Source organism: Lacrimispora sphenoides (assembly GCF_900105215.1).
GTDB lineage: Bacteria > Bacillota > Clostridia > Lachnospirales > Lachnospiraceae > Lacrimispora > Lacrimispora sphenoides_A.
This window is the reverse complement of record NZ_FOIP01000001.1, coordinates 3,590,812-3,604,387: the sequence shown is the minus strand read 5'-3', so window position 1 is coordinate 3,604,387 and position 13,576 is coordinate 3,590,812. Positions and strand designations below refer to the sequence as shown.

The 13,576-nt window shown below is 44.2% G+C and carries 11 protein-coding genes; 1 reads left to right on the top strand and 10 read right to left on the bottom strand.

Annotated features, from left to right (window positions below):
- Nucleotides 1-11: 11 nt before the first annotated feature.
- The 7 genes from BMW45_RS16685 to BMW45_RS16655 form a co-directional block, all read right to left on the bottom strand.
- Nucleotides 12-4,727, bottom strand: coding sequence for an Ig-like domain-containing protein (locus tag BMW45_RS16685; RefSeq protein ID WP_092245959.1), 4,716 nt, complete (start codon nt 4,725-4,727; stop codon nt 12-14).
- Nucleotides 4,728-5,131: 404 nt separating this feature from the next.
- A complete protein-coding gene (locus BMW45_RS16680; protein ID WP_092245956.1) occupies nt 5,132-6,001 on the bottom strand; it encodes a shikimate dehydrogenase in 870 nt (289 codons plus the stop codon).
- A gap of 132 nt (nt 6,002-6,133) precedes the next feature.
- A complete protein-coding gene (locus BMW45_RS16675) occupies nt 6,134-6,847 on the bottom strand; it encodes a DUF554 domain-containing protein (protein WP_330387713.1) in 714 nt (237 codons plus the stop codon).
- Between the two features lie 93 nt (nt 6,848-6,940).
- Nucleotides 6,941-7,627: an MgtC/SapB family protein gene (locus BMW45_RS16670; RefSeq protein ID WP_092245953.1), complete on the bottom strand. Its 687-nt coding sequence runs from the start codon at nt 7,625-7,627 to the stop codon at nt 6,941-6,943.
- Nucleotides 7,628-7,641: 14 nt separating this feature from the next.
- Nucleotides 7,642-7,965, bottom strand: a complete 324-nt coding sequence (locus tag BMW45_RS16665; RefSeq protein ID WP_092245950.1) for an RNHCP domain-containing protein — start codon at nt 7,963-7,965, stop codon at nt 7,642-7,644.
- A 156-nt stretch (nt 7,966-8,121) separates the two neighbouring features.
- Nucleotides 8,122-8,901 (bottom strand): hypothetical protein, encoded by a 780-nt coding sequence (locus tag BMW45_RS16660; protein WP_092245947.1) that lies wholly within the window; start codon nt 8,899-8,901, stop codon nt 8,122-8,124.
- Between the two features lie 215 nt (nt 8,902-9,116).
- Complete coding sequence (locus BMW45_RS16655) at nt 9,117-9,635, bottom strand: YehS family protein (protein WP_025233819.1); 519 nt, start codon at nt 9,633-9,635, stop codon at nt 9,117-9,119.
- Between the two features lie 150 nt (nt 9,636-9,785).
- On the opposite strand from BMW45_RS16655, the gene BMW45_RS16650 reads away from it, so the two are divergent.
- Complete coding sequence (locus tag BMW45_RS16650) at nt 9,786-10,748, top strand: aromatic acid exporter family protein (protein WP_092245944.1); 963 nt, start codon at nt 9,786-9,788, stop codon at nt 10,746-10,748.
- 106 nt (nt 10,749-10,854) lie between these two features.
- Here BMW45_RS16650 and BMW45_RS16645 read toward each other — a convergent pair whose 3' ends face one another.
- The 3 genes from BMW45_RS16645 to hypD form a co-directional block, all read right to left on the bottom strand.
- Nucleotides 10,855-11,424, bottom strand: a complete 570-nt coding sequence (locus BMW45_RS16645; protein ID WP_025233821.1) for an N-acetylmuramoyl-L-alanine amidase family protein — start codon at nt 11,422-11,424, stop codon at nt 10,855-10,857.
- A 110-nt stretch (nt 11,425-11,534) separates the two neighbouring features.
- Nucleotides 11,535-12,512 (bottom strand): hydrogenase expression/formation protein HypE, encoded by a 978-nt coding sequence (hypE, locus tag BMW45_RS16640; RefSeq protein WP_092245941.1) that lies wholly within the window; start codon nt 12,510-12,512, stop codon nt 11,535-11,537.
- 23 nt (nt 12,513-12,535) lie between these two features.
- Nucleotides 12,536-13,573, bottom strand: coding sequence for a hydrogenase formation protein HypD (hypD, locus tag BMW45_RS16635; RefSeq protein WP_092245938.1), 1,038 nt, complete (start codon nt 13,571-13,573; stop codon nt 12,536-12,538).
- Between the last annotated feature and the right edge of the window lie 3 nt (nt 13,574-13,576).

The window sequence follows — 13,576 nt, the reverse complement described above, 5'->3', positions numbered from 1 at the left end:
AGGTTAAATTATCACTGGACCCAGGCTCCGTTATCATCCACCCGATATCCGTCAGCCGTTGTGGTGTTGGTACTAAGGGCTCCCATCGGTCTGCTTCCGCTTTCTCCAGTCTGATGTCCCCATTTGCCGTCTTCTGTTTTATGCCAGCCGGTTTCTCCCTGTGTAGCAGGGTTAAAGTAATACCAGATTCCATTGATAAGAATCCAGCCGGTTCTCATGGCGCCGGACTCATCAAGGTAATACCAGTACCCGTCTGATTCTTCTTTTACCCAGCCCGACTCCATGGAGCCATTCTGGCTTAGCTTATACCATATGCCCTGATCCACGATCCATCCGGTCTGCATCATGCCTTCTTTATCGAACTGGTACCATTTTCCATTAATTTTTGCCCATTCGTTGGAAGCATAGGTTTTGTCAGCCTTTAAAAATCTCCATGCCGTTTCATTGACCTTATGCCATTGTCCGCTTATACTGGCCCCCGTCCTTTGAGAGGACGTGCCTCCTCCAGAGCTGCCGGAACCGCTTCCCTGGGAAGTCTCCTTTATCACCGTTATCTGGAAGACATCTGTGAACACTTTAATGGCATTATTGACCGCTGTACGATAAGTGATGATCACATCCTTTACCCCCGGCACTGAAGTGCTTACATCTGATATCTCATAGCCGTTTATGACTTTTAATGAGCCATCACTGTACATGGCGGCCACCTTTAGGCCGAAATGGCTGATTCGCTCTCCTGTTTTATATATAATTTGATTCGGTAATGCGATAATATTAATCCCTGTGATAATCCTGTTTTCCGTTCCCGAATTCCCGCTAAACTCCAGGCCTTCTATAGCCTCTTTCAAATTGTCGTATGCCTGGTCTACCCGGTCCTGGTCGCTCTTTGTAAGCGTTTTATCCTTTAAAACAGACTTAGCTACTGAAAGAGCATCCTTTAATACCCCATAGGACTCTTCGGTATAATCCTTCTTGTTCTTGGATTCCGCTATGAGCGCCAGATCCCGGAGGGCGGAAGTATCAGGTTTTAAATTCTCTTCCGAATCCAGATACCAGATTGCCTCCATCAAATTGACATATGCCTTATGTACTTCTGATTCAGTTGCCTTTGCATTAATCAGTACGGAAGCAGCCTGGTTGAACGCCTTTATAAAGCGGTTTTTAGCTCCATCGGTCAGCTTATCCAATGCGCCTTGATTGACAAGATCCGCCGCTTCGGTATAAAGGACAAGGAGTGCATTCTTGTCTTCCGGTTCAATTATATTCACGGTTACCGCGGCAAACTTCTGATTCGGATTTTCAATTGTCTCATGGCCGGTAAGATCCAGATATCCGATGCAGGTATAGGAGAACACCTTTTCCGGGTCATAAGCATTATCGGGGAACCAATATGCAATGGGTACTTCCGCTTCCTGCCCATTATCTAACAGTGCTGCTGCTGTCCCCGGAAGTCCCAGTTCCTCCCATGGCGTTCCAACCAGCTGAATGATCGGAGCAATATCCCTGACCAAGACAACTTTATGCATCGCCTCCATGACATAAACTGTACACCTTATGGGAAGCTTTACCCCATTTGCCTTCCCATACACCACAAAGCTCCCCTCGCTCTGGTAATTTGCAGAATCAATGCTGTTCCATTCCACGGTCACATTCTTCTGTTCTCCGCTCGAGTAACTGACTGATACCGTCTCCGGAAGAACCGGACTCTTCCCTGCCGGTGTTGATACGGAAACAGCTTCCACCGACCTTTCGTAAACATTGCTTAATACCATGGTAGGAGCCATCTTTCCGCTTGCCTCTTTGGAAGCGAAATCAATACCGCCGTTGTCACCGTTAGCATACTCACCGAAATAATCGGTTGTCATAAGGAAGGAAAACTTTGTCTGTCCTTTTTTCGCATAGGCATTCTTTACCCAATCGGTCACATCCAGTTCCACAATATTCTCATGGGCATCCCGGATATTGGCATACACGATTTTTTTATCTTTGATCACCAGGTTCTTAAAAGAAGCATTGGGAGAGGAATTCCACGTCACCGTTCCTTCATTCCAAATGTCATCCACCTCATAAACTTTGAGATAAAAATGATTGTTAATGGTTTTATAATCCGCATCCGAAACCGGTCTTGTCATCTGCAGCTTTATGGTAATGCTTGAGGCGGATCTTAGCATCTGCTCTTCATCACTTAAATCAAAGCCGATCAGCCCATTTCTTGTATAGGAAGGCGAGTTATTGGCTGTTTTGACCTTAATAACATTGGGGTCGGAGCTTCCGTAAGCTTTGTTTCCGTCGCTTTGCTGGGTATAGGCATCCTTGGAAGTCACCTTTTCCTTTACGCTTGTTCCATCTCCCAGATCACCGATGACCGTTACCTTTGCCCTGCATCTTTCCTTCAGACCCGAAACAGTCCCTTCTACCGTGATCTCACCTTCGTGGGAATACTGTTCCAGGGTAAGCGTTTCCCATGTCACCCCAAGCTCCAGGGTCAAACCGCCTGTAAATTCTGCGGTAACCTTATCAGGGAGTACCGGGTAGATTCCTGCAAACGTCGATACATCAACCGGCTCAAAACTTTCCGGTGCATCTGCCACAATAATAGAAGCCACAACCTGATTGGATAATCCCGGAAGGACTCCGGCAAGTTCGATTACTCCCGCCTGCATGCAGTCTTCCTTTGTCAGTTCATCCCACTTAACCGGATAATCATAGGATTCACCATCCAGAATGATCTTTAAGGCTGCCGGCAGTTTCGGCACAACTCCGGGAGTCGTTACAATATGAACCTCCTCCACTTCTTCTGCCAGCTCATCTTCACTGGAATATTCCAGAGCGCCTATATCCACACGTCCGGCAATGATATTGCCCATAATATCCTCGGTAGGCATGCCTTCGAGTCTCTGACCGGTGCGGATACAGGGAGACCCTTCCGTCAGCTGATACGGCTCTGCAAGCATCTGGATCCTGTCTTTGGTAAAATCAGAATCCATAAGGTCTTCCAGCTCCTCCAAAGGATACTTAAATTTGGAATAATCCTTTCCCGCCTTATAATCGATCAACATGGGATCCTTAAATATATTTCCTTTGGCTTCCAGGCTCTCCTTATTCAAAACAGAACCAGCGCTGGTGTTTGCAATGGTATCCGGGTAAAAACAGTTGTTTTCTATCACGCTGTCTTCATGGATGATGGACCCCTGGGCTAAAACTGCAAAGTCTATGGTTGCTCCATCTTTGGCTAGAACGATATTGTTTTTGAAATCCACAAAACAAGTTCTTTTGCTCATTCCGCCAAACAGTGAGGTTTTTTTATCTTCCCCAAAGACAACGATGGTATTGTTATAAATTTTGCCTACGCCGGGTCCTGCAGATGATGTATTGTCATAATGGAAGGTCTGCTGCTGCATCCTGTTTTCCCCGGGATAAGTGCCTGTACCGTCATTAATGCTTATATTATAGCGGAATATGGTATTTTTCTGGCTCGACATAAACAGCATGACACCGCCGCCGCAGTCATGGCTTAAATTGTATTGGAAGATATTGTCCAAATTCATCATATCGGAGTCAAAGGCCTCGCCGTCATCGTACCCATACCGGTTGCCGTAAACTTCATTGTACTGTACGGTGACATCATCAGCAAACATGGTCCAGCACTGGGCGTAGTTTACTGCACCCCGGTCAAAGCCGCAGGAGGAATTTACCATATTTCCCTCGATCAGTCCGCCTTTGGTCTCTGTCAGAACGATGCCGTCGCCTACGACATTTTCCAGATAATTATTACGAATGGTTACATTGGAATAGTTTTTAAGGAATTCGTTTTTCCCCCAGCCGGAACTGGATATATCCGTATTGCATTTATTCCGGATTCCTTCAATCGCCACATTCTTTACATAATTCCCCTCAATGATCACATCCTCAAAAGCTGCCCGCCCCATGGCTTTGGCGGTCAGATTGCCGCTGTCATCAATGGTGACCCTGTTTCCGTCTTTGTCCAGGTAATGGCCCATAACGATAATTCCGCCGGATGTTTTTCCGCCCTTGAAGTTGGAGTTGACATCGTGTACATAACAATTCTTCACAGTAATGTGTTTGTATATCTTTTTCTGATTGGAAGAATAGATCAGGATCCCGGCACGTTCACTGGTACCGCTGTCCATGGCTTCCCCCATCTTATCCGTATCTTCCAGATTCGTCACTTCCAGGTTATAAATTTCCCAGTACTCTTCGTTGTAAATCGTCACCGCGCCGGTAATGGAAGGCCCGGAGGTACCATTGCCGTTAATCAAAGGGCGGCTGCCTTCTCCATATGTATCAATGATGATGGGCGCTCCCTCTCTGCCGCTGCCTTTGGGATTCAGCGCCTGATTCCAGATGCAGTCTGCTTTTAGCAGTATCTTGTCACCGGGTAGAAAGGTTTTGGAATTGACCCTGTCAAAGGTCTTCCACGCAGTCTCTTCTGTTTTTCCGTCTCCACTGTCATTGCCGTTTTTGGCATCCACGTAATACACAGTTCCCTCTTCCTGCAGTTCCTGTGTTTTCTGCGCATTGGATGCAGTGGCATAGCTGGCATTGGACCTTGTCGCCTTGTGTTCATCCGAGTCTTCATAGCTGTCCGGCGACATTTCCAGTACATCAGCAAATCCGATCATGTTCACGGGCAAGATGCCGATCATCATCACTGCTGCCATCATGCCAGCCGCTTTTCTTTTGAAAAGCCTGCTGCTTTTAAGCATAAGAAAAGATCCCCCTTAATTTTTTTTACGCCCATATCCGTTCATTTTGAACCCATAAGCACTTTCTATAAAACAGCGGAATTATGGCGTTTCGTTATATAAAAAGTATAACATTTATGGACCGGCGTAAAAATAAATCATCTTAAGGTTTTTGGCAATATCTTCATTTTTCTGTTTTTATTTATTACAGAATTTTACGATTTTTATATTTTCATCATCTTTTCTTATTTAATATTTCTTAGATCGTTATACCATTCAATGTCTGAATTGAAGGCCGATTATATTATAGCACAAACAAATAATAAGCAATACCCCTCGCAAAAAAGGTCCAAAGAACCGCAACCGATTCTTTGAACCTTTCTTATACTTCTACTTTTTCTCATGCTGTAAACGGTACTAACTCTTTAACTAAAAAACAGTTCCTTCACTTCCTGTACAGGCATCTCCTGGCCTGTATAGAGTTTAAAAGCCTCAGCCCCCTGCCATACAAGCATACCCTGTCCGTCAATGCATGTGCAGCCGGCAGCCTTTGCCTCTCTTAACATCTTCGTTTCCTTTGGATTGTAAACCGCATCAACCACGACTAAGCCAGGGCGGAACATGGTCACATCCTTTACAACGCTCTCCTGATCCATTGGCTTCATCCCAACAATGGTGGCATTCGCTAAAATATCACTGGAAGCGATCTCTTCCCTCATCTTTTCATTATCCGCAATGTCATATACATTTACTACGCATTCCGGCTTTTCCTGCCTGATCTTTTCGGCAGTCTGAAGGGTTCTTTCAAAGAATGCATCCTTGATGTTAAAAACAGAAATTTCCCTTGCTCCCTCTAAGGCGCACTGCACCTGGATTGCAGCAGCCGCTCCGCCTCCGCCGCAGACAATGATCTTCTTGCCAGCAATTTCTACTCCGTGATCCCGGAGATTATCTACAAAACCCTGGCCATCTGTAATATGTCCGGTCAGCCTTCCATCTTCATTTACTATGGTATTGACCGCGCCTATAATGCGGGCGGCGGGCGATAGCTCATCCATGTATTTCACAGCTTCATTTTTACAGGGCATGGTCACGTTACAGCCCCTCATGCGGAATGTTTTTATGGCTTCGATCGCCTTCTCAACTTCTTCTACCTTGATATCAAAGGCAAGATATGCGTAATCCAGCCCAAGCTTCTCAAAGCAGTAATTATACATAGCCGGTGAACCGGAATGTCCCACCGGCGAACCAATCAAACCTAACAAACCTGTTTTTCCCGAAATTCTCTTTTCCATCGTTCTTTTCTCCTTCTCACTCTATTGCCCATCTTTACCGGGTGTAAAGGTATGTCTGTATTAACGATAAGATACACTTATTTTACCGGCTTGTCAACAATTTCCTTTCGGCTGACTTAGAGCCATTTTCCATCAGAGAATGGCTTTTATTAAAAACCATAAGACAGGCACAAGCAATGAAGGAAGCATATTTAACGCCTTACAGTCTTTGATTTTTAATATAGAAAGGCCGGAGCTAAAGATTAAAAAACCGCCTACAAGTGAAATTTCAGTTAATAATTCGGGAGTTAAAAAAACAGAAAGGCAGCCGGAAAAAAGATAAATGCTTCCCTGCCACAAAAACAGAACCACAGCGGACAATGCTATCCCGATCCCATAGGTGGATGCCAGAACCATAGAGGTAACAAAGTCCAAAGTTGCATTTGTAAAAAGATAAGTATTGTCTCCATGAAGAGCGCTCTCCATGGGACCTAAAATTGAAAGTGTTCCGATACAAAACAGCAATATGGCCGTAGACAGCCCCTGCCCCAAATCTCCTTTTGAAAAACGGGCTACCACCCGATCAAACCTCTCCACCAGATTTAACCTGGCTCCAAAGAGGCTGCCTGCTGCAAGGCTGATGATAAACAGCACAGGAAAGCTGCTTTTTGGCATATTCTGTACGACTGCATGAATGCCAAGTCCGCAGGCGGAAAGTCCCATGGCATTATATAATGCATCCTGATATTTCTCTTCGATCCCCTTTTTCACACAAGTGCCGATTAAACTGCCGGTCAGAATCGCAGCTGTATTTACAATAGTCCCTATCACGGTCATTCTTCCTCTCTGTAATAACAAATCTTCCATAGGTTTCATGTTTTTCCTATGGAAAACAGTATAACAGATTCCTTCCATTTTGCAAGATATTGTATCAGTCCGGTTCTAAGATTCTTAACCCGCTTATGCCACCTCTCTCACATAAAGAATACCAGGCAATTGCCTGATTTCTTCTATGATCTTTACATGATTTACCTTATGGCGGAAATTGACATCAAAGGTCAGGGTGCCAAATTCCCCGTTTAAGGTCTTTATTTTACCTGCTTCCATATCAAAAATTTCGTACTGGGATTGTTCTGTATACAGAGATAGATTCTGCATGGAAAATTCTTCGTTGTATTCCAGATATATTTCCATGGTTTTTGCATGTGTTTTTATATAAAGGTCAATCTTTTTTAAATACATCAGGGAAAAAATAATAAAAATACTTCCTATAATGGCTCCGCCGTAAAAACCGATTCCAACCGCCAGCCCAACCGCTGCGGCCGCCCAGAGGCCTGCCGCAGTTGTCAGGCCCCTGATCTCGTTTTTAGCGGTGGTGATAATGGTTCCGGCTCCTAAAAAACCAATTCCGCTCACCACCTGGGATGCCATTCGTGTAGGATCCACATTGGTATAGATTGTTGCAATATATTGATTGGTAATCATAATTAGGGCTGAGCCGCACCCCACCAGAAGGTAAGTCATAAAACCTGCCGGTCGGTTTCTTAAACCCCTTTCCATTCCGATTGCCCCACATAAAATAATGGACAGAAAAAGCCGGAATGCAATGGAGGCTATATTTACCTGTGATAACATATAATGAATCAATCACCTCTCCCGTTCTATGTAATCAGATACATAAGTTCCTGAATTAATTCTCTATTATCTGGCTGGCAATTACCTTCACAAATGACATTGTGCCTGTATGTCCCGCACCTGGTACACCGGTGGATCAATTGAAATCCCTTTTTCGTATGATATCGGATCCCTGTCGGTTCCATAAGCCCCTTGCAGCTGTTTTTTCTGTCACCAGGGACTTCACCATCTACATGGAGAGAAAACAGGCAAAAGGGGCAATGGTTTCTGTAGCTGCCGTTTTGTAAAGGCTGCACCTCTCTTTTGCAATTATGACAGACGAATGCTGTATTCAATATTCTTTTCTTCATAAAAAATCGCCTCCATTTAAAAAAACGGAGGCGGTGTCTCATGATCCTATGACAATGAGCCGCATACTAAAACATATGCAGCCTCCGTTTTTCATATTCTTTTCTTCTGTTCCGCTCATATTCCATACGCATCACTCCTTTTCTTTCCCCATCTCTCTACTGGTTCAAAGGCTTTAACTTGTTTACCAGGCAGAAGTACTGGTAAAATTCTTCTGCATCTTTCCGACGCTCCGCATCAGTCAGACCATTTTGCATATCAAAAAGAATCTTTTGCATGATCATATTGGAAAAATATTTAAGTTCTACATTTCCCCATTTTGAAATCTCCGCTCCTTCGGAAAAATAATCCCAGTAGAACAGAGTTTCTTTATCATTCAGCTGAATCCTGAATTTTTCGTGGCTTTGAATTATCCCATCTCTGCAAGCAGAGCTTTCAAAATTATCCTGCAGCATAAAGGCCCCTATGATACGCCGCCTCTTTTCTGCCACCCCCTTGGGGCATTCCGTGAGGAGACAGGCTGAATTCAGTTTAAGCCTTACCGGAAGCTTGGGCTTTCCTTTGGAGGCTCCGCTCTGATAGGAACCTGCATAGACTGACCACGTAGAAAAAACACGTTCCTTGTTATTCTCTACAAATCCAAAGGACGCCTGGGAATCGGGACGGATCTTCAAGTTTTGTATTTCCTCCAGACGTTCCTGCTCACTAATCTCCTCCGCACGTCTGCTTTCTTCTTCCTCCATGATAAGCTTCAGCATATTGTTCATTTCTGTTTGCACCTTCTTATCCTTGAGGGTCAGAAATTTGTTAAAGGAATTTGGATACAAAAACTTTTTTTCGCCCTGAGGGAACAGTATGGTGATGTATTTCTCCTCAAGCTCCATGACCTTCCCTTCACCGAACTTCATATGACTTACTTCCATTCCTTCCAACTGCATAATATTCCTCCTTTCAAAAAAAAGAAGGGCTTTTCATATCCATGCCATTGGCACAATACTAAAAGCCCTTCTTAAAAAGACGGTTCTTTACATGTCAATTATATGATTGTTCATGAAACATCAAATCTTCTGCAACGCTCAGATTTAACGTCTAATTACATTATAACACAAAAAAAATAATAAGCAAGGCCCCCCCCTCCAGTATCTTCTGCCGGCTATCTGTATCTGATTGCAAGGCCCTTTAAGAAATTTCTGACATACCGGTCCTGGCATTCCTTATAATTGCGCTGCCCTTCCCTTCGCAAAAGTGCACTTAATTCACCGTTGGACAGATTGATTCCTACAGACTTAAAAATATCTAGCATGTCATCACCGGTAAGGGATAAGGCAATTTTAATTTTCTTTAGCAGGACATTATTGACTGATCGGTGATCCTTCACCATGAACAGTTGTTTTTCCGGCTCTCCCGGTTTTGATTCCTGCTTTCCCCGTTTAAAAATAATGTAACCGTTTAAAAAGGACTCCAGCGTAAAATCATTGCAGATGTCCCTGTTTTTATCAACAATTGCCTTTTGCGCTTCGGAATCAATTAAATCGGCTTGAGGCTTTGCAAGAAGTCTTCGGACCCCTTCCTTTGTAATTGTGATTCCGCCCAGTTTGAATATTTCAATCATATCAGAATCTTTAATATCCATCGCATACCGCAATCTTATTAATATATCGTTGTTATCCACACGGTTCCTCCTTAGGAAATACATTTTTACATGAAAACTGCAATATAGGAATTATACTAATTTGTGAAGGAAATAGCAATCTTTCTGATGGGATGTTTTTAAAAATATGGTATACTGGTAATACGAACTGCTTTTTACGAGGTAATACACATGGAAAAGGAAAAGATCATTAAAAGCATAAAAATTGCCGCTGCCGCTGTGTTGGCAATTACCATTGCGGCTGAGCTTGGTTTAAAATATTCTGCTACGGCCGGCATCATCACGGTGCTCAGCATCCAGAATACAAAGAGAGAAACCATTAAAAGCGCCAGAAACCGGACGCTGGCCTTTGTGTGCGCGTTAATACTCGCTGCCGCTTCCTTCCGTCTTTTGGGTTTCACTCTTTTTGCATTTGCCTGGTACCTTTTATTATTCGCCCTGCTTTGCCTGTATGCGGACTGGGGGGAAGCAATTGCCATGGATTCTGTCCTCATCACTCATTTTCTGTCCGAGCGGTCCATGTCTGCGCCTCTCATAGGAAATGAGATTGCCCTGTTCCTGATCGGCACTACGGTTGGGGTTCTGGTCAATATGCATCTACGGAAAAAGGAAAAAGTATTTCAGAAACTGGCAGACGATGTGGATTCACAGATAAAGGGGATCTTAAGCCGCATGTCCCACTGGCTGATGGAGGAAGATAAAAGCGGATATAACCCGGATTGTCTGATACAGCTTAAGGAAAGCCTGGACCTGGCAAGAACATGCGCGCTTAATAATTACAACAATGCCCTTTGGAAAAAGGATTCTTATGAAGTGGATTATATCCAGATGCGCCAGCAGCAAAGCATGGTGCTTCAGGAAATCTATGAAAATATTAAAAGCATCACCTGCCTGCCCAGACAGGCAAAACAGGTGGCACTGCTTTTTGAAGGAATTGAACAGGGGTATCACAGGGAAAATACGGCTGAAGGTCTTTTAAATAATTTAGACCTTTTGTTTCAGGATTTAAAAAGCCATGAGCTTCCTTCCAACCGGGAAGAATTTGAGGCCAGGGCAATCCTGTTCTATATTTTAAAACAGACAAAAAAACTGCTGATGATAAAGAGGGAATTTATTCTTACCCACCGCAGGTAAGAGTCGCATGCCTTTTATCGGAAAAATGCCCTCCTTGCAGCAAATAGACGGATTCCTCATCCAATTACCGCAAAGGGAGCATATCGCAGCAGCCTGTTTAATAACCTTAAGCAAAACCAAAATACCTCATAAGACCTAAGAAAATGCCATAAGCAAATCCATACTGATCATCACGCAGCTTATCGGCATCCGACAAGTTACTTAAATACCCCAGTTCAACAAGGTTAGAGGGCATGTTTGTGTTTCTTAATACATACAGAGCCGGATTTTCCCTGATCCCGTTATTTGCCGTTCCTGCCACCTGGTTTATACCTTCCATAACATGTTCTGCCAGCCACTGAGACTGGGTATAGTATTGATAAATATATACTTCCGTACCATTAATTGCTGGATTCGGATTCACATTACAATGTATGCTGATAAAATAATCGGCCGGCCAATCATTTGCCATAGCTACTCTCTGCGCCAAACTGGTAGTATTATTGGTTCCTAATACGGTATTGGGTTCCGGCCTTGATACGCGCGCCTCAAACCTTGGGTCACTGTTCAGCAAATCTTGCAGATAAATTCCAACCTGAAAATTAATTTCAGACTCGCTTAAACCATTGGCCTCCGCCCCACTGTTAAAAAAGCCGCTAGGATTATGACCTTGATCAATAAATATTTTAATAGCCATATTAGCATTTCCTTTCATACTTAACTATAATAAATATATGACATAATCCTGCAAATGCCACATTTTATCCAGTTTTTTGGCTATTATTACATACAAAAACACGATTTTCTCTAGCAGATTCTGGGCAGGCCCTCTCCATATAACACATCAATGGTTCTGCTTCCCTGCAGCCTGGTTTTCATTGTTACGCCCCTGCCTTCCAAAACAGTTCCGATAATTCTGGCATTTTTTCCATATTTGCTTTTCTGAACTGACTGTAAAGCCTTTTGCACCTGGCTTCCTGGAACAACTGCTATCATTTTCCCCTCATTTGCCATGTAGAGGGGATCCAGGCCAAGAATATCACAGAAGCCTCTCACCTGGGCGCTGACCGGAAGAGCTTCCTCCCATATCTCCACTTTACAGGACGACTGGTCTGCTGCCTCATTAAGGACCGTAGCAAGCCCTCCCCTGGTAACATCTCTCATACAATGGACCTGGATATTTTCGTCAAGTAGATTTTTTACGATGGAGTAGAGGGGAGCGCAATCACTTGCGATCTGATTTTCTATCCCCATCCGGTGAGACAGAATGGCCGCGTGATGCTCTCCCAGATTCCCGGAAAGAATAATGGCATCCTTTGGCTTGCAGTTTGAGATGCTGATCCCTCCCTTTCGGATCTCTCCTATTCCGGAGGTATTGATATAAATTCCGCCGTTTCCTTCCACCACTTTTGTATCACCGGCTACAATCCTAACTCCTGCCTCTTTTGCTGCCAGGGCCATGGAAGCGGCAATCTGTTCGATGGTCTCAAGCTCTGCACCTTCTTCTATAATAAACCCTGCAGTCAGAAATCTGGGGACAGCTCCCATCATGGAAAGGTCGTTCACGGTCCCGCATACCGCTAGCTTACCGATATTTCCACCTTTAAAAAACAGGGGCGTGACTACAAAGGAATCCGTGGTATAGGCTATTTTCCCCTTTATATTTAATACTGCGGCATCTTCCAGTTTATTTATGGTTTTATTATTAAAGTGTTTTAAGAATACCTCATTGATGAGATTGCCGGTCTGCTTTCCTCCGCTGCCGTAGGACATATCAATTTTCATTGCTTTGCCTCCTCTTTTTATGATCATGAATTCTGATACCAGATGCCGCAGGATCCTTCCGGAGACACCATACAGGGGCCTACCGCGTGAAGCGGATTGCATGCGGTCTTAAACAACGGGCAATCCGACGGATTGATCCGTCCGAGTATTACATCCGTACACTTGCAGCCGATTGGCATATCCTCTTCGAGCTCTTCTTCCGCGCTTCCTGCATCATAGGCTCCGTATTCTTCTTTTAGTCTCAGAGCGGATCCTTCTATGACTCCGATTCCTCGCCAAAAGCCATCCGCAGCTTCAAAATATTCTTTGATAAAAGCTGCTGCTTTCTGGTTTCCCTCTTCCGTCACAGCGCTGGCATACAAATTTTTCACCTCAAAGCGCTGCTTCTTTATCTGGGTCATGATCTCATATATAGCGGCTAGGATATGCTCCCCTTCAAAACCTGCTATTACAAAAGGCTTCCGGTATCTGTCTGCCAGCTCCCGGTATGCGATACTTCCGGTGATTACGCTGACATGTCCGGGGCTTAAAAAGCCGTCAATGTTTTTCTCATTTTCGCAGATAAAGGAAAGAGCCGGTACAATCGTCTTTAAGGAGGTCATGAGTTTTAAATTATTCAGTTTCTTCTGCCGGATTTCCTCAAGAAGCAGGGCATAAACAGGAACCGTGGTTTCAAACCCAACTGCAGCAAAGATATATTGGATCTCTCTGTTTTGTTCCGCTTCCGCAACTGCCATAAGCGGAGAATAGAGGATCTTTACCCTGCCTCCGGCCGCCTTTGCTTCAGTCAGAGTCATCTTGCTTCCTTTTACTTTCATCATATCTCCAAAGGTCAGCACGCAATGGTTCTCCTTTAGGGAGTATTCCGTCAGCTTATCAATATAGGCGGAGGGGGTGACACAGACCGGACAGCCTGGTCCTGAAATCAGCTGGATCTTAGGAGAAATCATGGAACGGATGCCGTTTTTAAAGATGCTGGACGTATGGGTCCCGCATACTTCCATGATCTTTACCGGCCTTCCGTCATAATTTTTCAGTTCATCTATCACCTGGTGGATCATATT